Below are 21,582 nucleotides of genomic sequence, written 5' to 3' on the forward strand. Positions count from 1 at the left end.
ACTCCGGTTTCAACGAAAAAACTCAGAGGTGCATTCAGTATCAGTCTGCCTGAGCGGCTCTCACCCGCGGCTGCTCTCTCTGTACCGGCAGACTTGATTCCTACTATTCCTCTTCATCGTTTTTTATGCTATTTTATGCAACAGCCCGAACCCGGGTGATCCAGAATCACCCGACGTGCTGCGTTTCGAGATAATGATCCATACGTTTAATGACCAGATCCCGCCCGAGCAGTTCCAGGGCTTCCGGAAGTTCCGGACCATGCTGGGATCCAGTTGCAACGACGCGGATGGGCATGTACAATTTCCATCCACGCTGTTTCGTCTCCTTCTGAACGACTTTGATCTTCGGTGCGATCTTTTCAGCCGTCCACTCCGTCAGAGTTTTCAGTTCGCGGTTAAATGCAGAAAGAACGTCATGGACCTGATCCCCGCAAGAATCTTCTTCTCATCTTTTGTCGGCTCTTCAATAGTAATCCGCTTGTTAAAAAACATATCGCTGACTTGAACAATTTCTTCACCATAGTGCAACTGTTCCTGATAAAGCAGGACAACCTTCTCCGCCCATGCTTTCTGTTCCGGAGTCATCTCCCGCGGAAGCAGCCCTTTCTGGATCAGATAGGGTACAGTAAAAGCAATATACTCTTCTTTTGAAAGCTCGTTGATATACTGCCCGTTCATCCATTCCAGTTTAGACTTGTCAAACATCGCCGGTGATTTACTGAGCCGGCCGGCATCAAACATCTTAATAAACTCGTCCCGCGTGAATATTTCGTCTTCACCTTTTGGCGACCAGCCGAGCAGTGTAATAAAATTGAACAGCGCATCCGGCAGGAAACCCATGTTTTTATATTGTTCAATAAACTGAACAATACTGTGATCACGCTTGCTCAGTTTCTTATGATGTTCGTTAACGATCAGGGTCATATGGCCATAAACGGGCGCCTGCCAGCCAAAGGCACGGAAAATAAGAATCTGTTTCGGTGTATTTGAGATGTGTTCCTCACCGCGGAGAACATGAGTCATTTTCATCAGATGGTCGTCGACAACAACAGCAAAGTTGTATGTTGGCACGCCATTCTGTTTCACGATAACAAAGTCACTGACATCGTTGGAATCGAATGAGACATGGCCCTTGACCATGTCGTCAAATTCAATTTTCTGATTCTCAGGAACTCTGAATCTGATCGTCGGTTTGCGCCCTTCGGCAACATATCTGGCAATCTGATCCGCAGTCAGATTGCGGCATTTGCCTGAATAGTGCGGTGCCTGCTTATGGGCCATCTGATATTCACGTTCTGCTTTCAGTTCTTCCTCCGTACAGTAACATTTATAAGCAAGCCCTTTGTCGAGCAGTTCCTGTGCGTATTTTTTATAAATATCGAGTCGTTCCATCTGCCTGTAAGGGCCATAGGGTCCTCCGACATCGACACTTTCATCCCAGTCAAGACCAAGCCACTTCAGAAACTTCAGCTGGCTTTCCACGCCGCCTTCCACATTCCGCTTCTGGTCGGTATCCTCGATACGGATGATAAATTTTCCACCTGCATGGCGGGCAAAAAGATAGTTAAATATCGCGGTACGCGCATTACCTATGTGCAGGAATCCGGTCGGACTCGGTGCATAGCGCACCCTTACTTCTTCAGTCAATGCATTCACCACTTTCTGTTATTCCTATTCATTTTAGCACGTATCACTGAAGGTAAAACAGTTTTTTGCAATTTTTTACATGCATGCACGGCTCAGGACATGTGCTGCCTCCGGATGGGTCAGTCCTGCTGCAACTTCTCGATGAGGCAGATCGCTTCCGCAGCGATTCCTTCCCCTCTTCCGGTAAATCCGAGCTTTTCGGTCGTTGTCGCCTTGACGTTAATTTGGTCCATATCGATGTTCACGACGGATGCGATTGTGGTTCTCATTTCTGCGATGAAGGGCGCTATTTTCGGGCGCTGGGCAATGACGACGCTGTCAATATTACTGATTGTATAATCTTTTTCCCGGACTAAAGACGCAACATCCGCAAGCAGAATCTTTGAATCTGCATCTTTATAAGCCTCATCGGTATCGGGAAAATGACGACCGATATCCCCCTCGCCCATAGCACCAAGCAGTGCATCACTGATCGCATGCAGCAGGACATCAGCGTCTGAATGCCCGGCAAGCCCTTTTTCATCAGGAATGTGAACACCGCCAATGATCAGTTTACGTCCGTCAGCGAACTGATGGACATCAAATCCGTGGCCAACCCGCATGGTTATTCTCCTCTTCTTCAAAAAACTTTTCTGCTACAACCATGTCCTCCGGAGTTGTCAGCTTAATGTTCCGATAACTCCCCATGACAACCCTCACCGGAAGATCAAGATGTTCAACAAGCGAGGCATCATCAGTTGCCCCGAATGGATGATTGGTCTCCGCCCGATGTGCGCGAAGAATCAGAGACAGGCGAAAAGCCTGAGGCGTTTGTGCCGCCCACAGGCTTTTTCGATCCGGCGTATCGGCAACCTGGCCCCGGCCATCCACCTGCTTAATGGTGTCTTTTACCGGAACAGCAAGAAGTGCTGCGCCATATTCATACGCCTGCTTTGCCGTTTCGGCTATCCCGCGTCGGGTGACGAATGGGCGGGCGCCGTCATGAATAAGAACAATACTGTCCGGATCAGAATCTTCGAGAGCCAGAAGTCCGTGATAGACACTTTCCTGCCGCTCAGCTCCACCCGGCGCAAAATCAATCTTTTTCGTGATCCCGTACGTTTCGATTAATGACCGGAAGGTGTGATATTCAGCATTTTGCACGACTAGAACGATCTTTCTGCAGGATGGATCCTGATCAAAGACACGGAGCGTATGGATGATTACCGGTTCACTGTGCAGGGGGAGAAGGACTTTATTTTGATTCGATCCCATACGCGAACCCTGCCCTGCAGCGACGATCACCGCTTGATAATTCATTATTTTTAAAACCTCCGCAACTGCATCTGTCTTACAGTGCTTTTTCCAGCAATTTCGGTTTGGCAAAAATCATTCGACCCGCAGACGTCTGCAGAACACTGGTAATAATCACATCGATGGTTTTTCCAATATACCTATGTCCTTCTTCTACCACAATCATGGTTCCGTCGTCAAGATACCCGACACCCTGATTCTGCTCTTTCCCGTCTTTTATAACCTGAACCTGAAGCTCTTCTCCCGGTAAAACAACCGGTTTGACGGCATTAGCCAGGTCATTAATATTTAAAACACGTACACCTTGGAATTCACAGACTTTATTCAGGTTGAAATCATTTGTTACAACAATGCCACCTGACTCTTTTGCGAGACGAACCAGTTTGCTGTCCACTTCCGTTATATCATCATAGTCTCCTTCATAAAGATTGACATGGATCGAGTGGTCCTTCTGAATCCGGTTCAGAATATCCAGTCCGCGCCTGCCGCGGTTTCGTTTCAGCACATCGGATGAGTCCGCTATATGCTGCAGTTCTTCAAGGACAAAATGTGGTATAACCATGGTGCCCTCCAGAAAACCCGTCTGACAAATATCAGCTATCCGGCCGTCAATGATCACGCTTGTATCAAAAATTTTATAAGGCGAACCTGTTTCGGACAAACTTAGCTCAGATCTTGCTTCCTTTTTTTTCTCCTTCGAACGGGCAGGCAGATGAAACAGACCAATCAGCTCATCTCGCTTTCTGGATCCGATCTGATAAAAAAGGTATCCGAGAAAAAAATAAATAAAAATGGGAAGGACGTTGCTGATTCCGGGAATATTCAGTGCAGCAAGGGGCAACTGGATCAGGTAGGATATTACCAGCCCGAAAATCAGGCCAAGTGTCCCGAATAAAACATCGGTAATTGGCGCTTTCATAATTCTGTCCTCAAACGTTTTCATTAAATGCACTAATGAGTCCACAAACCAGAATGTCAACAATGTCATGATAACCGCGCCGACTGCCATGCCAATAAACGGGGATGCCAGCCATTCCGGCATTCCTTCACCAAAATTAAGCAGTACGATGATTTTGGGTATATAAACAAAGCCGAGTGTCCCGCCCAGCAGGATGAAAAATAATTGTATTACTCGTTTTAACATATGTGGTCACCTCCTCCACTCAGTATGGACAAAATAAAAAAATAAAAACGGATTTTCGGGATTAACAGATAAAAATCTTTAAAATTACCTGCAAAACAATTGCTGGTTTGTCATTCTGCTAGACTTTCGGTGGGAAAAAGGGCGAATCTGACAGCGGTACTTCAGTTTTCCCCAGCGCCAGTTGCATAACTTGAACAAGTGAGTCTGCTCCAATGATCTGAATCCCCTCAGGTTTCCGCCACCCGCCCATATTTTTTGCAGGAATATACGCTTTGGTAAACCCGAGTTTACTGGCCTCGTTCACTCTCTGTTCGATCCGGGACACCCGCCTGACTTCACCGGTCAGTCCGACTTCCCCAATGAAGATGTCGGTCACACCGGTCGGACGGTTACTGAAACTGGATGCAATGCTGATGGCAGTTGCCAGGTCTGTTGCCGGTTCATCCAGTTTTATCCCGCCGGCAACGTTCACGTAGGCATCCTGGTTCTGAAGCAGGAGCCCGGCTCTTTTCTCGAGCACAGCCATAATCAGTGACATCCGATTATTATCAAGTCCTGCTGCCATCCTGCGCGGGTTCCCGAAATTAGTGGGTGTAACCAGTGCCTGGATCTCAACAAGAATCGGCCGGGTTCCTTCCATGGCGGCGACAACGGCCGATCCTGATGCGCCACTTGTCCGTTCCTGAAGAAATATTTCCGATGGATTTAAGACCTCTGTCAATCCTTCCTCTTTCATTTCAAACACACCCATTTCATTCGTAGAACCGAAGCGGTTTTTTACCGCCCGAAGGATACGAAATGTGTGATGGCGCTCCCCTTCAAAATATAAAACGGTGTCGACCATATGTTCAAGAGTCCTTGGACCTGCAAGCGCCCCGTTTTTTGTGACATGACCGACAATAAATATGGCGGTTCCGCTGGTCTTGGCGATCCGCAGCAATTGACCTGTGCATTCTCTGATTTGTGAAATACTGCCCGGTGCTGAAGTAACATCAGGATGATAGATCGTCTGAATGGAATCAATAATCATCACTTCCGGATGAACCTCTTTCATATGCATCTCAATCTGACTGATGTCCGTTTCTGACAGAACATAAAGCCCATCCGAACTGACATTCAGCCGTCCGGCGCGCATTCTGGTCTGCCGAATCGATTCTTCTCCCGATATATACAACACCGTATGGCCATGTGAAGCCAGATGATCGGAAACCTGAAGGAGAAGTGTCGACTTGCCTATGCCCGGGTCACCTCCTACAAGGGTCAGTGATGCAGGGACAATGCCTCCGCCCATCACACGGTTAAACTCCTTCATTCCGGTAATAATCCTTGGTTCCTCATCCAGGGTCACATCAGACAGGAGAGCGGGACGATTATTTTTTTTAACCGGGCCATGAGCGGCGTTTGCCGGCTGTATCAATTCTTCAACCATGGTATTCCAGTTCCGGCACTCCGGACAGCGTCCCATCCATTTGGGGCTTTTATAGCCACATTCCTGGCATATAAATACTGATTTTGCCTTTGCCATTTAATCACCTTGCCTGATTCAATTAAAAATTCGGGATCTATTAAGAAAACCTGACGACTGACAAGTCGCAGACACCGCCAGAAACCTGGTCTTTCCGAACATTTTTTACTTTCTTAAAGTGCAAAAGAGCCAAGGCTTTTTTCAGGCTTTGGCTCTTTTAGCCGCAAAAACGGTCCGGCCTGCCGGACATCAGGATTTCGCGACTGCTGCTTCTTTTTTGTTAACTGTATAATCACCGTCTTGATAATCAATAACAACATGGGTTCCCTTAGTAATATGCCCCATAAGCAGCTCTTCGGACAATTTATCTTCAACGCGTTTTTGCAGCGCACGACGCAGTGGACGGGCACCGTATTCGGGATCATAACCTTCCTCAACGATCCGGCTCTTAGCCGCATCGGTCAAATCGATGACAATACCCTGGCTGGACAGACGATGTTTCAGACGTTCAGCCAGAAGCGAAACAATCTCCATCAGCTGAGGCTTGGTCAAATGGTGGAACACAATAATCTCATCAATCCGGTTCAGAAATTCAGGTCGGAATGCCCGTTTCAGTTCGGTCATCACCTTCCCCTTCATTTCTTTATATTCCTCTCCCTTGTCTCCGACGGTAAAGCCAACATATTTGTTCCGTTTGAGTTCGGTAGCGCCGACATTTGATGTCATGATGATCGCTGTGTTCCGAAAATCAACGGTCCGTCCCTTCGAATCCGTCAGTCTGCCATCATCCAGTACCTGAAGGAGAATATTGAAAACATCGGGATGTGCTTTTTCAATTTCATCAAAAAGAATCACTGAATAAGGCTTCCGTCGTACTTTTTCCGTCAGCTGTCCGCCCTCATCATGGCCGACGTAACCCGGAGGAGAGCCGACAAGCCGGGAAGTTGTGTGCTTCTCCATATATTCGGACATATCAATACGGATAATCGCTTCTTCATCACCAAAGAGCGTTTCCGCAACCGCCCGGGCCAGCTCCGTTTTCCCCACACCGGTAGGGCCAAGAAAGATAAATGAACCAATCGGACGTTTGGGATCTTTAAGACCTGCCCGTGCTCTCCGGACAGCGTGTGAAATTGCTGTGATCGCTTCATCCTGACCGATAACACGTTTGTGCAGAATTTCTTCCATATGCAGCAAACGCTCGCTCTCCTTCTGTTCCATACGGACGACAGGAATTCCTGTCCAGTTGGCAACAACCAGCGCAATGTCATTTGGAAGCACCTGGGTGTTTTCTTGCCCCTGTTTTTCTTTCCACTCTTTTTCGCAGAGATCTACCTGTTCTTTCAGCTTCTGCTCATGATCACGGAGTGAGGCGGCCTTCTCAAATTCCTGACTTTGAACTGCTGCATCCTTTTCTTTTTTCACCGTCTCAAGCTTCTGCTCCAGTTCTTTAAGGTTCGGCGGAGCCGTATAAGAACGCAGACGTACTTTAGATGAGGCCTCATCCATTAAATCAATCGCCTTATCGGGAAGGAAGCGGTCGGAAATATAGCGGTCTGAGAGGCGTACAGCGGCCTCTATCGCCTCATCCGTAATCTTAACCCGATGATGCGCTTCATAACGGTCGCGAAGTCCCTTTAATATCAGGACTGACTGTTCCTTTGTCGGCTCTTTAACTGTAATCGGCTGGAATCGGCGTTCAAGAGCCGCATCTTTCTCAATATACTTTCTATACTCATCAATAGTTGTGGCTCCGATACACTGCAATTCTCCGCGGGACAGAGAGGGTTTAAGAATGTTCGAAGCATCTATTGCCCCTTCAGCACCACCCGCACCAATCAGCGTATGAAGTTCGTCGATGAACAGAATGATATTGCCCGCCTGTCTGATTTCATCCATTACTTTTTTCAGCCGATCTTCAAACTCCCCGCGGTATTTTGTTCCGGCCACAACAGTTCCCATATCTAATGTCATGACCCGTTTGTCACGGAGAATCTCGGGCACTTCATTATTATCAATTTCCTGTGCCAGGCCTTCTGCAACAGCGGTTTTCCCGACACCCGGTTCTCCGATCAGAACCGGGTTATTTTTCGTTCTTCTGCTCAGTACTTCAATCACCCGTTCAATTTCCTTACTTCTTCCGATAACCGGATCCAGGTTTCCTTCACTGGCCATAGAAGTCAGGTCCCTTGCCAGGCTGTCCAGAGTCGGCGTGCTGGCATGAGCTGCATTGCGGCTCTGTGAACCACCGGACGTAGCTTCATGACTCCCAAGCAGCTGTAAAACCTGCTGTCTTGCCTTATTCAGGCTGACACCCAGATTATTGAGTACCCGGGCAGCCACGCCTTCACCTTCACGTATCAGTCCAAGCAGAATATGTTCTGTACCCACGTAAGAATGACCAATCTTTCGTGCTTCATCCATTGACAATTCAATGACCCTTTTTGCTCTGGGCGTATAGTGTGGCGTCTGAACCGTTTCGCTCCCGCGTCCGATCAGTGCCTCCACTTCCTTCTGGATTTTCTCCGGACTGAGGTTCAACGCCTTAAGCGCCTTGGCTGCGATACCGTCACCTTCCCGGACCAAACCAAGAAGAATATGTTCCGTGCCGATATTATTATGACCAAGTCTCATGGCTTCTTCCTGAGAGAGTGCGAGCACTTTTTGAGCGCGTTCTGTAAATCGTCCAAACATCATGATTGTGGCCCCCTTTTCATATCCACTGTCCGCAGGATGGATCACATGATTAAAAAAGAACCTTAACTGTACCTTATTCGAAAAGCTCCTCCGTTGACCACATCCCGCCGACTACCGGGTATCAGACAGGAATACTCTTTCCTGTTCTGTCTATTGTAGTGAACATTCTGTAATGGTTCAACCAAAGTCACTCCAGCTGTCCGTTTTGCATCACTTTATTTTCAACCACTTACTTATTATTTCTGCACCCTGCTGAAAAATTCCTTCATTCCCTGCCAACAAAAAATATCGGGATCCATGCTCAGGGTGCTGCCTGATCAGCGTCTGTACGTCAGTGACTGCAACATCGCCTTTAAAATATTCGCACGCATTTCGTCTCTTATCGGGATACCAAAATCGAGCACACCACGATCAGTAGCGCTGAGCATCAGCCTTGCTTCCCTTTCGCTGATGACATCTTCTTCCAGAAGATGAACAATAATCGAGTCGGCCATATTCTCAGTCAGACTGTAGTCAATTAAATGAATCATTTCATCAATTAAGTCGGCATCTGTGACGGGACGGACTTTGATCACCTGAATATAACCACCACCACCCCGTTTACTTTCAACGACATATCCTCTTTCAACAGAAAAACGGGTTTTTAAAACATAATTAATCTGGGAGGGAACACACTGAAATTTTTCAGCTAGCTCACTTCGTTTAATCTTAATCGCATCATCACCTGAGTCCAGTATATCCTTAATGTATTTTTCAATAATATCTGAAATGTTCCTCATCGGGGCACCATCTCCCTGACCTTGACTAACTTTGACTATAATTTTATTATGTATGTATTTGCAAAAATAATCAACCTCTGTCATCCCCAATTTGGAAAAATAACGGAACAGGAAGAACTTATGGAGGAGAAATTTGAGGGAGCCTGTCAGCTGTCAGAAGCTTTACTTATCTAAAAATTCTTCCCTGCAAAATTCCCGGCATTCATAAAAGATAAAAAAATTTACGTTGCTTCTTTAACGAGACGGAAGCACCGTAAATTTCACTTTAACTTCATATAACAAAGCTGTAAGTGGAGCCTGGGAGGATCGAACTCCCGAACCTCCTGCGTGCAAAGCAGGCGCTCTCCCGGCTGAGCTAAGGCCCCATTCGGACAAAATCCTGTATAAAAAAATCGGGAAGACAGGATTTGAACCTGCGACCCCCACGTCCCGAACGTGGTGCTCTACCAAGCTGAGCCACTTCCCGAAAATGCGCCCTAGAGAACTCGAATCCCCAACCTTCTGATCCGTAGTCAGACGCTCTATCCAATTGAGCTAAGGGCGCAAAATAACAGAATAAATGGTGCCGAGGGCCGGACTCGAACCGGCACGGTAGTCACCTACCGCAGGATTTTAAGTCCTGTGCGTCTGCCAATTTCGCCACCCCGGCACACTGGTAAATGAAATGGAGCGGAAGACGGGATTCGAACCCGCGACCCCCACCATGGCAAGGTGGTGTTCTACCACTGAACTACTTCCGCAATATGTAATATCCGGAATGAATAAATATAATAACAAATGGTGAGCCACGAAGGATTTGAACCTTCGACCCTCTGATTAAAAGTCAGATGCTCTACCCCTGAGCTAGTGGCTCACACAGATTAAAACAGTGCCGGTCAGAGGACTTGAACCCCCAACCTACTGATTACGATTCAGTTGCTCTACCAATTGAGCTAGACCGGCATGAAAATGGAGGATATAGGGCTCGAACCTATGACCCTCTGCTTGTAAGGCAGACGCTCTCCCAGCTGAGCTAATCCTCCATATCGCCTGGCAGTGACCTACTCTCACAGGGGGACAGCCCCCCACTACCATCGGCACAGAAGAGCTTAACGACCGTGTTCGGGATGGGAACGGGTGTGACCTCTTCGCTATGACCGCCAGACTTGAAAATCACCCGGGGTCGGGCGACCCCTCAAAACCGGTAACGAAAGATACAGCACGTCTTTTTTCCTTCTGTCCGCTGACTTTGGGTTAAGCCCTCGGCCGATTAGTATCTGTCCGCTTCACGCGTCACCGCGCTTCCACTCCAGACCTATCCACCTCATCATCTCTGAGGGGCCTTACCAGCTTAAAGCTGTGGGAAATCTCATCTTGGAGGGGGCTTCATGCTTAGATGCTTTCAGCACTTATCCCGTCCACACATAGCTACCCAGCGTCTGCTCCTGGCGGAACAACTGGTACACCAGCGGTGTGTCCATCCCGGTCCTCTCGTACTAAGGACAGCTCTCCTCAAATTTCCTGCGCCCGCGACGGATAGGGACCGAACTGTCTCACGACGTTCTGAACCCAGCTCGCGTACCGCTTTAATGGGCGAACAGCCCAACCCTTGGGACCTACTTCAGCCCCAGGATGCGATGAGCCGACATCGAGGTGCCAAACCTCCCCGTCGATGTGAACTCTTGGGGGAGATAAGCCTGTTATCCCCAGGGTAGCTTTTATCCGTTGAGCGATGGCCCTTCCATGCGGTGCCACCGGATCACTAAGCCCGACTTTCGTCCCTGCTCGACTTGTGGGTCTCGCAGTCAAGCTCCCTTGTGCCTTTACACTCTGCGAATGATTTCCAACCATTCTGAGGGAACCTTTGGGCGCCTCCGTTACCTTTTGGGAGGCGACCGCCCCAGTCAAACTGCCTGCCTGACACTGTCTCCGGACCGGATCACGGTCCCGGGTTAGAATGTCGGTATCGAAAGGGCAGTATCCCACCGGCGCCTCAGCCGAACCTGGCGGTCCGGCGTCAAAGGCTCCTGCCTATCCTGTACAATCGATACCCACATCCAATATCAGGCTGCAGTAAAGCTCCATGGGGTCTTTCCGTCCTGTCGCGGGTAACCTGCATCTTCACAGGTACTATAATTTCACCGGGTCTCTCGTTGAGACAGTATCCAAATCGTTACACCTTTCGTGCGGGTCGGAACTTACCCGACAAGGAATTTCGCTACCTTAGGACCGTTATAGTTACGGCCGCCGTTTACTGGGGCTTCGGTTCAAAGCTTCTCCCCGAAGGGATGACCTCTCCTCTTAACCTTCCAGCACCGGGCAGGTGTCAGCCCCTATACATCACCTTTCGGTTTAGCAGAAACCTGTGTTTTTGGTAAACAGTCGCTTGGATCTTTTCACTGCGGCTCAGAGGGCCCGAAGGCCCTTTGAGCACCCCTTCTCCCGAAGTTACGGGGTGATTTTGCCGAGTTCCTTAACGAGAGTTCTCCCGAGCGTCTCAGAATTCTCTTCTTGCCCACCTGTGTCGGTTTGGGTACGGGCGCTGGTTCACTCGCCAGAGGCTTTTCTAGGCAGTGTAGGTTGTGGCCCTTCGGTACTTAAATTTCCCTCCTCATCACCGTCCGGCCTCAGACAGCGGGATTTGCCTCGCTGCCGGCCTCGCGGCTTGAACGCACGCTTCCATCCGTGCGCTGACCTCGCCTTCCTGCGTCCCCCCTTCACTCAAACGTGTTCCAGCGGTACAGGAATATCCACCTGTTGTCCATCGCCTACGCCTTTCGGCCTCGGCTTAGGCCCCGACTGACCCTGGGCGGACGAACCTTCCCCAGGAACCCTCGGGCTTTCGACGGAGGAGATTCTCACTCCTCTTTTCGTTACTCATACCGGCATTCTCACTTCCAGACGCTCCAGCCTGCCTTCCGGCAGACCTTCCCGGCCTCTGGAACGCTCCCCTACCATGACTCTGAAAGAGTCATCCGCGGCTTCGGTGCTGCGCTTAGCCCCGTTACATTTTCGGCGCGGCGCCACTCGACCAGTGAGCTATTACGCACTCTTTAAATGGTGGCTGCTTCTGAGCCAACATCCTGGTTGTCTGGGCAACGCCACATCCTTTCCCACTCAGCGCAAACTTAGGGACCTTAGCCGGCGGTCTGGGCTGTTTCCCTTTCGACGACGGATCTTATCACTCGCCGTCTGACTCCCGGAGCCTGAGCGTCTGGCATTCGGAGTTTGACTGAACTCGGTAATCCTGTGGGGACCCCTTATTCAATCAGTGCTCTACCTCCAGACCTCTTTCTCCGAGGCTAGCCCTAAAGCTATTTCGGGGAGAACCAGCTATCTCCGTGTTCGATTGGCATTTCACCCCTACCCACACCTCATCCCCGCATTTTTCAACATGCGTGGGTTCGGGCCTCCATCCAGTGTTACCTGGACTTCACCCTGGACATGGGTAGATCACACGGTTTCGGGTCGGCAACCCTGAACTCATTCGCCCTCTTCAGACTCGCTTTCGCTGCGGCTCCGCCTCTCCGGCTTAACCTTGCTCAGAATCGCCACTCACCGGTCCATTCTACAAAAGGTACGCTGTCACCCCCGAAGGGGCTCCAACTACTTGCAGGCACACGGTTTCAGGATCTCTTTCACTCCCCTTCCGGGGTGCTTTTCACCTTTCCCTCACGGTACTGGTTCACTATCGGTCACTGGGGAGTATTTAGCCTTGGGAGACGGTCCTCCCGGCTTCCGACGGGGTTTCTCGTGTCCCGCCGTACTCAGGATCCACTCCGGAGAGCGCGCCTCTTCGGCTACAGGGCGTTTGCCTTCTTCGGCCGGCCCTTCCAGGCCGTTCGCCTGAAACGCGCTTTTCTGACTCCATGCGGAGTGTCCTACAACCCCAGGGGGCAAGCCCCCTGGTTTGGGCTGTTTCCTTTTCGCTCGCCACTACTCGGGAAATCGCATTTGCTTTCTCTTCCTCCGGGTACTGAGATGTTTCAGTTCCCCGGGTCTGCCTTGACGCCCCTATGGATTCAGTGCGTCATCCTGTCCGTCAGGACAGGGGGTTTCCCCATTCGGAAATCTCCGGATCAAAGCCCACTTACAGCTCCCCGGAGCTTATCGGAGTTCGTTCCGTCCTTCATCGGCTCCCAGTGCCAAGGCATCCACCGTGTGCCCTTTAAAACTTAACCACCGACACAATCATTGATCATGTCCTGGACAAAATGGAATTCTTGACGTGTTTTCTGTATCTTTCGTTATCCAGTTTTCAAGGATCGTCCCGCGTGCCCTGCGGCACGCCGGGTATTGAAGGAATGACTCCTTCAAAACCAAACAAAAGCGCAAACGTTTCGCTATCGATCGTTTCCTTAGAAAGGAGGTGATCCAGCCGCACCTTCCGATACGGCTACCTTGTTACGACTTCACCCCAATCATTTGTCCCACCTTCGGCGGCTGGGCCCATAAAGGTTCCCGCACCGACTTCGGGTGTTACAAACTCTCGTGGTGTGACGGGCGGTGTGTACAAGGCCCGGGAACGGATTCACCGCGGCATGCTGATCCGCGATTACTAGCAATTCCGGCTTCATGCAGGCGGGTTGCAGCCTGCAATCCGAACTGGGGGCGGCTTTATGGGATTGGCTCAGCCTCGCGGCCTCGCTGCCCTTTGTACCGCCCATTGTAGCACGTGTGTAGCCCAGATCATAAGGGGCATGATGATTTGACGTCATCCCCACCTTCCTCCGGTTTGTCACCGGCAGTCACCCTCGAGTGCCCAACTGAATGCTGGCAACCAGGGTCAAGGGTTGCGCTCGTTGCGGGACTTAACCCAACATCTCACGACACGAGCTGACGACAACCATGCACCACCTGTCACTTCGTCCCCGAAGGGGAAAACCCGATCTCTCGGGCGGTCGAAGGATGTCAAGACCTGGTAAGGTTCTTCGCGTTGCTTCGAATTAAACCACATGCTCCACTGCTTGTGCGGGCCCCCGTCAATTCCTTTGAGTTTCAGCCTTGCGGCCGTACTCCCCAGGCGGAATGCTTAATGTGTTAACTTCAGCACTAAGGGGTTGGACCCCCTAACACCTGGCATTCATCGTTTACGGCGTGGACTACCAGGGTATCTAATCCTGTTCGCTCCCCACGCTTTCGCACCTCAGCGTCAGTAACAGACCAGAGAGCCGCCTTCGCCACTGGTATTCCTCCACATCTCTACGCATTTCACCGCTACACGTGGAATTCTACTCTCCTCTTCTGTACTCAAGCTCCCCAGTTTCCAATGCCCGCCTGCAGTTGAGCTGCAGAATTTCACATCAGACTTAAGAAGCCGCCTGCGCGCGCTTTACGCCCAATAATTCCGGACAACGCTTGCCACCTACGTATTACCGCGGCTGCTGGCACGTAGTTAGCCGTGGCTTTCTGGCCGGATACCGTCACGACGCGGACATTTCCTCCCGCATCCGTTCTTCTCCGGCAACAGAGCTTTACGATCCGAAAACCTTCTTCGCTCACGCGGCGTTGCTCCATCAGACTTTCGTCCATTGTGGAAGATTCCCTACTGCTGCCTCCCGTAGGAGTTTGGGCCGTGTCTCAGTCCCAATGTGGCCGATCACCCTCTCAGGTCGGCTATGCATCGCAGCCTTGGTGGGCCGTTACCCCGCCAACAAGCTAATGCACCGCGGGCCCATCAGTCAGTGATGGCCGAAACCATCTTTCAGCTCCGCACCATGCGGTGCGGAGGATCATCCGGTATTAGCTGCGGTTTCCCACAGTTATCCCAGTCTGACCGGCAGGTTGCCCACGTGTTACTCACCCATCCGCCGCTCACCTCAGGGAGCAAGCTCCCCTCTGTGCGCACGACTTGCATGTATTAGGCACGCCGCCAGCGTTCGTCCTGAGCCAGGATCAAACTCTCCAAAAAAGTATTGCTTCTTCCGGATCCCTTTCGGCATCCGGGTCAGACTTTTTTCGTTCATAAGATCCATAGCAAATTGAATTGATCAGGGGATAAACCCCTTAAATCACGCTTGGCTTTTGTTCAGTTTTCAAGGAACATTCCATGTTGTCCTCTTTGAGCGACTCGTCTATTTTACCAACAAGCAAAGTGATTGTCAACAGCAAATCGACAATTACTTTTTTCATAAACAGACATGAGCTCTCCAACGACAACTTAATCTATTTTAAAGAGCGTACCGAAAAAAGTCAATAACCAAATTATGGTCGCTTATGACTTATCAGCAACAGTAAAATATTATCAGTATTTTTCTGTTTTGTCAATAAAGCCGCAGTGAATCCCTGCAAAGGACACAGATTATTCCATCCCCCCTTAAGTGATGTTTATGCTTCATATGTTGATTGGAGCGAAAGATGTGGAAAATTCCTGCGGGAACAGCGGGCAGACGCAGGAACTGCAAGTGGCTTAGTTTTTCTGAACCTTTACCCCGTAATCATTTTATGCTTTTGAATGTATAAAGAAATCGCCTCCCGGGTGCTGAAGCACACCTGTAAGAAGGCGATACCTGTTTCAATCTTTTTGTATTTCCTGCTTACTTATCCTCACGCTTTCTCATTAGAGGGAAAAGCAGTACATCACGGATTGATGATGAATCGGTCAGCAGCATAACCAGACGGTCGATACCTATCCCGAGACCACCGGTCGGCGGCATACCATACTCCATTGCTTCCAGGAAATCCTCATCAATAACCTGTGTTTCATCAAGGCCGGCTTTGCGGTCACGCATCTGATCTTCAAAACGATGACGCTGATCAATCGGATCGTTCAGTTCACTGAAGGCATTCGCGTATTCACGACCAACAATATACAACTCAAAGCGGTCACTGAAACGCTGATCTTTCGGATCCTTTTTCGCAAGGGGCGAGATCACAATCGGATGACCAAAAACAAAGGTTGGCTGAACGAGTGTGTTTTCTACTTTCTGTTCAAAGAATTCATTGACTACATGTCCATAAGTCATGTTTTCCTGAACCTTGACACCATTATCTGCAGCCAGTCTGCGTGCCTCTTCATCTGACATCTTCGGCCAGAGATCTACACCGGTTGCTTCTTTGATTGCATCGACCATGTGCACTCTCCGCCATTTTGGCTTAAGGTCTATCTCGTGACCTTCATAAGTAATGACTGTGCTGCCAAGTACTCTACTGGCAACTGACGATATCAAATTCTCCGTCAGTGTCATGATATCACGAAGATCATCATATGCGGCATAGAGCTCAAGCATGGTAAACTCCGGATTATGTTTTGTATCAATACCCTCGTTGCGGTAAACACGGCCAATTTCATACACCTTTTCAAATCCGCCGATGATCAGTCGCTTTAAATGCAGTTCAATGGCAATCCGCATATACAGATCCATATTCAGTGCATTATGGTGTGTAACAAAGGGCCTTGCTGCCGCTCCGCCCGGTATGTCGTGCATCGTCGGCGTCTCTACTTCGAGATAATCCAGTTCGTTCAGATAATCACGGATAGTCTGAACAATTTTACTTCTGAGTACAAAGGTCTTTCTTACATCCGGATTGACAATCAGATCCAGATATCTCTGACGGTAGCGCTGTTCAACATCCTTCAGTCCGTGAAACTTGTCCGGAAGCGGGCGCAGCGATTTAGTCAGGATGGAGAAATGGGTTACCTTAACTGAAAGTTCACCGACGCGGGTTTTAAATACCGTTCCCTCAACCCCTACAAAATCACCGATGTCTATATGTTTAAAAAGATCATATTGCTCATCACCGACATTGTCCTTACGGATATAAAGCTGTATTTTCCCTTCGAAATCTCTGATATCTGCAAATCCTGCTTTTCCTTTACGCCTTTTTGCCATCAGCCTGCCGGCAGTGACAACATGTACTGCTTTTTCCTCCAGCTCTTCTTCGCTGAAAGTATCGTAAAGTTTGTGGATTTTTTCCGTATTATGCGTCCGTTCAAATCGTCCGCCAAAGGGATTAATCCCTTTTTCAATTAAAATCTTCAGCTTTTCCCGTCTGGCCTGAAGCTGATCAGTCAGATCCACTTCCTGACTCATATGTTATTCAACCTCCAGTCGATTCTCGTGTCATGTCATGATTTCTGATGCGGATTAGAAAATGACTTCCCGCCGGATCCATTACCCGCAGATTCGTCCCGTCGCGTCATATTCCCGATTCATAAAGAAAACTGCCAGCGAACACCGGCAGTCTGTTATCTATCCGAATTATAGAGAATTTAAGAAATACTGTCAACTTTGTCCGACAAGTGCCAGCTCTGAGGAGTAAATTTTTGTGAGGCCCTCCGTGTCATGCGAATAGTTGATCTGATTTTACATATATTTCCATTTCTGCTTTTCCGCTTTTTTTGAAAAAGAGACAAGCCAAATTTTGATGGCCTTTTTTAATTTTTTTTGACTGTAGCTTTGCCTTGCATTCCCCCTTTCTGATATACTGTTCTTACCCGGTGAACCGGACTTGCATCGGTTTCACCAGGCTAGCCATATCCTCCTCTGTTAATCTGCGTGTCCGAATCGCTTCTAACAGGGCTGAGGATATTTCTTTTGCCGTCTTTTTTTGCGTACGGAGCAGCTTTGACCCCTTTTCATATAACTGCATCAAAATATCCGCAATCTGTGTAAGAAGATAGTGATTCTTCATCGCCTGATGATTCTGGCTGTTCACGTGTTGAATGGCGTACTGTACGTGCTTTTGTCGATTAAACCCCTGATTTTCAATCTTCCAGCGCCTTCGCCCAACCGCTACCAACACCTCTGCCTTCTTCTCCGTGATAGGCAGATTGGTCAGAAACAGAAAGATGTGCGTTTTTTCTTTTTCCTGAACCGTAGCTTCCAGGGCATTTAGTTTTCTTTCCTGGTAGGCGATGTCATTCACCCAGTAGGTCGTTGCAGATTGTCCCCGATACTTCAGCGCTTTCAGCGCCTCGAATTCCTGCGCCACACTCGGAATACTGCCTGCTTTGAAGCGAAACATGTATTTCCAGCGGTTAGCCTCACATCGCTGAAAGACGGATTCACACGCATATAGGCTATCCGCCAGGATACAGATGGGCAGACGCTTGAAGGTCGCTTTCAATCGGGTGCTCAGGCGCTCGAAGGCGCGACGTTCACAGTCCTGTTTGGTCACGTCCTCGTGCTCGTTCTCTATAAATTCCGAGTCGATACTCAGCACCATGTCCCCAACGACCAGTTTGGCTTCCAGAACGTGATGCTGGTAATCCGTCCAGGTTTCTCCGGTCTTTTTGTGGGTATGTTCGCGTTTCAGGCAATGTGCACAATGCTTCTTGTTAAAGTGGAAAAGCCCGGTCCCATCAATGATAATCCCCCAATACTTCCCCTCGATCCGTTCGGCCTCAAAACACCGCTTTTTGAGGAGCTCCCGGATTAAACCGATGCGAATGTTTTCCAGCTCCTTCGGATCAAGCCGCGACAAGAAATCGTTGATCGTGTCATAGTGGGGCAGTTCATGAAGCTCTTGAGTAGCGAGCATCTTTTGCAGGTTATCGATACATTCTTCACGATTAAGTCCGTTGCTCAGGCTGCGCATGCTGGTGAACTGACAGACATTTTTCAGGATCATCATCCAGAGCATCAAGTCTGAATCATAGGTGACATAACTCTGATGTCTCGGATCTTTGACCTTTCTGAGCCTGTTGGTGAATCCTTTAAAGAAATGATGGCATATTTTCTGAAACTCGAGAAAATAATTGACGTTCTTCTCCTGCTCTCGTTTCTCTTTCCGTGTAATCATAAGAACCTCCTAAAAAAATAGCACTATTATGGGATTTATTACTGTTAAATTATCTCATATATAGCATTATTTAGGGGGCTGTTGTTGATTTTATCGCGAAGAATTTTTACTCCTCAGAGCTGGACAAGTGCAGATTCCCGGACGTATGTTTCCAGCAGTTCGCGGAATTCCCCGGCAGTATTGCAGACATTGATCTTTTTCCCGACTTCGTTACCGCTCCGTAATCCCTTAACATGCCAGGCCGCATGTTTACGCATTTCGAGAACAGCCGGATGCTCTCCCTCAGTTGGTGAACAAAGAGCCTGTTCATCGTCCTTTTATTATAATGGATCATGCCGTGGCCGGCTACCCTTTCTGCACAGACCAGGCCGATACCAAAACGCCCGGCAATCAGGCGGAAAAAGCGTTGCGTGCTCCTGCCATCGGAGAGAGAACTACCCTGTTTTTCAATTCAACTCGTCCAATTTAAACATCCGTCCACCTCTTATAACTCTTTCATTTCAGAAACCGTTACGCCAAGTTTATCACATATTCGCTGAATCAGTTCAGCCTCAGGCACTCTGTTTTCCCTTTCAATTTCTCCCAGCAGCGTCAGAGAAATACCAAGTTCTTTTGCCAGCGCTGTCTGAGTGTATCCCTTCAGTTTACGGAATGCCCGTATTCTCCTTCCCCATTGCCCGTCCTTAATCATCAAATCGAACTCCTTCTTATTTCTTCGTCCACAAATCCGGAGTGTAAACGCGCAACTTGCCATCCCGACAGAGCCTCTCATGCACGGCCCTGATCCGATAAAAACAGTATAGCACAGACTTCTCTCTCATACGTTATCCGGCACCGGACAGAGAAAACGGGGGAGACAGATGATCGTTTCTGTCCTCCCCCGTATTTTTTCGCTTTTTCAGCAAATGTCAGTTAATCCTCAGTCTGATAAAGCGGTGTACTCAGATATCTTTCTCCATTATCCGGTACGATAACTACAACTTTTTTACCCTTACCGAGTTTCTTTGCTACCTGAATGCCGGCATAGATTGCAGCGCCTCCTGAGATACCTGCCAGAACGCCTTCTTTTCTTCCGGCCTGACGGGCGTACTCGAACGCCTGTTCATTGGAGACATCAATGACTTCATCATAGACCTTCGTATCCAGAGTATCCGGAACAAATCCTGTACCAATACCCTGAATTTTATGCGGTCCGCCCTTGCCGCCATTCAAAATAGCCGAATCTTTCGGCTCAACAGCATAGACCTTAATGTCTTTAAACCGCTCTTTCAGCGCTTTACCTGCACCGCTTAATGTTCCTCCGGTACCTACACCGGCAACGAAAGCATCCAGTGAATCAAAGGCCTCAGCCAGCTCCTTGCCTGTTGTCCGGTAATGCACTTCAGGATTTGCCGGATTCTTGAATTGCTGCGGCAGAAAATAGCCTTTTTCCTGAGCCAGTTCCTGAGCCCTGGCAATAGATCCCTTGATCGCCTGGGCACCCGGTGTAAGGATCACTTCTGCTCCATAAGCCTTAAACAGCTTACGCCGTTCGATACTCATCGTCTCAGGCATCACGAGGATAGCCCGGTACCCTTTGACTGCAGCTACAAGTGCCAGACCAATTCCGGTATTCCCGCTTGTTGGTTCGATAATGGTATCATTCGGCTTCAGTTTGCCATCCCTTTCGGCAGCTTCAATCATCGACAGAGCAATACGATCTTTCACACTGCTTCCGGGATTGAAGTATTCGAGTTTGGCATATAATTCAGCGTCATTTTCCCCGGTCAGGTGGTTTAAACGTACGACAGGCGTATTTCCAATCAGTTCTGTTACTGAGTTAGCTACAGTCATCTTTATCTCTCTCCCTTGTCCTAAATTCGTAGTAATCATGTATGATTTATATACTATATTATCAACCCTGCACCGTGAGGTCAACTAATTAGATATAAGTTGAATAAGAAATCATTTTTTCATCCCTGGCTGGGGTGAAGCATGGCTTTTAATTCTGCTTCGGTGTAGTGATAACTGTTCTGGCAGAACCGGCATGTCGCATCCGCCCCATGATCCTCTTCAATCATTTGCCTGATCTCCGCTTCACCCAGGTGGGCTATGGAGGTACCGAACTTTTCTTTAGAACAGTCACAATGGAATCTGACCGGCATCTTTTCAAGAATTTTGTAGTCTTTTTCAGGGAAAAGATCCTGCAGAAGATCTTCCGGCGTTCGGCCACTGTCAATCCGTTTCGATATGGGGGGAATTACCTTCAGCCGATCCTCAACCTGAGTGATCACATGATCCTCTGCCCCGGGGAGAACCTGGATCAGGAAGCCGCCGGATGCCCGGACGGTATGATCCGGATTGACAAGGACACCTGCTCCGACTGCGGAAGGTATCTGTTCTGAACGGGCGAAATAGTATGTAAAATCCTCACTGATTTCACCGGACACCATCGGAACACGTCCTGTAAAATTATCTTTAAGACCCAGATCCCTGACGACGCTCAGAAATCCATTTTTACCAACTGCCCGGGCCACATCCAGTTTGCCGTGCGGATTCAGTTCGAAGTGGACCCTGGGATTGGTCACATACCCCCGGACGTTACCGGCGGTGTCTGCATCGGCGACAATGACACCGATCGGACCGCCCCCCTGAATAGTGACTGTCAGTTTTTCATCACCTTTCATCTGGGCCCCCATCATCAGGGTTGCCGTTATCGTTCTTCCGAGCGCTGCCGATGCGGTCGGCCATGTGCCGTGACGATGTTGCGCCTCCCGGACGGTATCTGTCGTCACTGTGGTCATGACCCGTAATGTACCCTTACAGGCCAGCGCTTTAATCAAATAATCGCTCAT

At 49.1% G+C, this 21,582-nt stretch carries 12 protein-coding genes, 8 tRNA genes, 3 rRNA genes, 1 pseudogene and 1 other annotated feature (1 of these 25 cut by a window edge); all 24 genes and pseudogenes read right to left on the reverse strand.

Annotated features, from left to right (window positions below; all coding sequences use genetic code 11):
* Positions 1-126, reverse strand: a binding site (T-box leader) (it extends 85 nt beyond the left edge of the window).
* A gap of 40 nt (positions 127-166) precedes the next feature.
* The 24 genes and pseudogenes from gltX to hslO all read right to left on the reverse strand — a co-directional run bounded on the left by gltX (position 167) and on the right by hslO (position 21,582).
* Positions 167-1,647 (reverse strand): annotated as a pseudogene (gltX, locus tag ABNN70_RS03350) (glutamate--tRNA ligase).
* Between the two features lie 119 nt (positions 1,648-1,766).
* Positions 1,767-2,249 carry a 2-C-methyl-D-erythritol 2,4-cyclodiphosphate synthase gene (gene ispF / locus ABNN70_RS03355; RefSeq protein ID WP_129929992.1) on the reverse strand — a complete coding sequence of 161 codons (483 nt, stop codon included), beginning with the start codon at positions 2,247-2,249 and terminating at the stop codon, positions 1,767-1,769.
* On the reverse strand, positions 2,227-2,946 hold the full coding sequence (gene ispD, locus ABNN70_RS03360) for a 2-C-methyl-D-erythritol 4-phosphate cytidylyltransferase (RefSeq protein WP_353948756.1): 720 nt from the start codon (positions 2,944-2,946) through the stop codon (positions 2,227-2,229). Before ispD ends, ispF begins: the two co-directional genes overlap by 23 nt.
* Before the next feature lie 31 nt (positions 2,947-2,977).
* Entirely contained in the window at positions 2,978-4,084 is a 1,107-nt protein-coding gene (locus tag ABNN70_RS03365; protein ID WP_353948757.1) for a PIN/TRAM domain-containing protein, read from the reverse strand.
* A gap of 118 nt (positions 4,085-4,202) precedes the next feature.
* On the reverse strand, positions 4,203-5,609 hold the full coding sequence (radA, locus tag ABNN70_RS03370) for a DNA repair protein RadA (RefSeq protein WP_353948758.1): 1,407 nt from the start codon (positions 5,607-5,609) through the stop codon (positions 4,203-4,205).
* Positions 5,610-5,798: 189 nt separating this feature from the next.
* Positions 5,799-8,246 carry an ATP-dependent protease ATP-binding subunit ClpC gene (gene clpC, locus ABNN70_RS03375; RefSeq protein WP_353948759.1) on the reverse strand — a complete coding sequence of 816 codons (2,448 nt, stop codon included), beginning with the start codon at positions 8,244-8,246 and terminating at the stop codon, positions 5,799-5,801.
* Between the two features lie 317 nt (positions 8,247-8,563).
* Positions 8,564-9,025 carry a CtsR family transcriptional regulator gene (locus ABNN70_RS03380; RefSeq protein WP_129929987.1) on the reverse strand — a complete coding sequence of 154 codons (462 nt, stop codon included), beginning with the start codon at positions 9,023-9,025 and terminating at the stop codon, positions 8,564-8,566.
* A gap of 291 nt (positions 9,026-9,316) precedes the next feature.
* A tRNA-Ala gene (locus ABNN70_RS03385) sits at positions 9,317-9,390 on the reverse strand.
* Between the two features lie 27 nt (positions 9,391-9,417).
* Positions 9,418-9,491, reverse strand: a tRNA-Pro gene (locus ABNN70_RS03390).
* Positions 9,492-9,495: 4 nt separating this feature from the next.
* Positions 9,496-9,569, reverse strand: a tRNA-Arg gene (locus ABNN70_RS03395).
* A gap of 16 nt (positions 9,570-9,585) precedes the next feature.
* A tRNA-Leu gene (locus ABNN70_RS03400) sits at positions 9,586-9,674 on the reverse strand.
* Positions 9,675-9,690: 16 nt separating this feature from the next.
* Positions 9,691-9,765: transfer RNA gene (locus ABNN70_RS03405), tRNA-Gly, on the reverse strand.
* A gap of 38 nt (positions 9,766-9,803) precedes the next feature.
* Positions 9,804-9,878, reverse strand: a tRNA-Lys gene (locus tag ABNN70_RS03410).
* A 16-nt stretch (positions 9,879-9,894) separates the two neighbouring features.
* Positions 9,895-9,967 (reverse strand) — tRNA-Thr (locus ABNN70_RS03415).
* Positions 9,968-9,974: 7 nt separating this feature from the next.
* Positions 9,975-10,047, reverse strand: a tRNA-Val gene (locus ABNN70_RS03420).
* A 5-nt stretch (positions 10,048-10,052) separates the two neighbouring features.
* Positions 10,053-10,169, reverse strand: a 5S ribosomal RNA gene (gene rrf / locus ABNN70_RS03425).
* Positions 10,170-10,254: 85 nt separating this feature from the next.
* Positions 10,255-13,185 (reverse strand): 23S ribosomal RNA (locus ABNN70_RS03430).
* A gap of 181 nt (positions 13,186-13,366) precedes the next feature.
* A 16S ribosomal RNA gene (locus ABNN70_RS03435) occupies positions 13,367-14,915 on the reverse strand.
* Together the 16S, 23S and 5S rRNA genes with 8 tRNA genes alongside form the textbook arrangement of a ribosomal RNA operon.
* Positions 14,916-15,540: 625 nt before the next feature.
* Positions 15,541-17,037 carry a lysine--tRNA ligase gene (gene lysS, locus ABNN70_RS03440; protein WP_129929978.1) on the reverse strand — a complete coding sequence of 499 codons (1,497 nt, stop codon included), beginning with the start codon at positions 17,035-17,037 and terminating at the stop codon, positions 15,541-15,543.
* Positions 17,038-17,437: 400 nt separating this feature from the next.
* Positions 17,438-18,748 (reverse strand): transposase family protein, encoded by a 1,311-nt coding sequence (locus ABNN70_RS03445; RefSeq protein WP_353948760.1) that lies wholly within the window; start codon positions 18,746-18,748, stop codon positions 17,438-17,440.
* Between the two features lie 113 nt (positions 18,749-18,861).
* Positions 18,862-19,005: a hypothetical protein gene (locus ABNN70_RS03450; protein ID WP_353948761.1), complete on the reverse strand. Its 144-nt coding sequence runs from the start codon at positions 19,003-19,005 to the stop codon at positions 18,862-18,864.
* A gap of 227 nt (positions 19,006-19,232) precedes the next feature.
* Positions 19,233-19,436, reverse strand: coding sequence for a helix-turn-helix transcriptional regulator (locus ABNN70_RS03455; RefSeq protein WP_129929986.1), 204 nt, complete (start codon positions 19,434-19,436; stop codon positions 19,233-19,235).
* 224 nt (positions 19,437-19,660) lie between these two features.
* The gene (cysK, locus tag ABNN70_RS03460) at positions 19,661-20,581 is read right to left on the reverse strand and encodes a cysteine synthase A (protein ID WP_129929977.1); all 921 of its coding nucleotides are present in this window, start codon (positions 20,579-20,581) and stop codon (positions 19,661-19,663) included.
* 119 nt (positions 20,582-20,700) lie between these two features.
* The gene (gene hslO, locus ABNN70_RS03465) at positions 20,701-21,582 is read right to left on the reverse strand and encodes an Hsp33 family molecular chaperone HslO (RefSeq protein ID WP_353948762.1); all 882 of its coding nucleotides are present in this window, start codon (positions 21,580-21,582) and stop codon (positions 20,701-20,703) included.

Origin of the sequence: Sporolactobacillus sp. Y61, assembly GCF_040529185.1 — a bacterium.
GTDB lineage: Bacteria > Bacillota > Bacilli > Bacillales > Sporolactobacillaceae > Sporolactobacillus.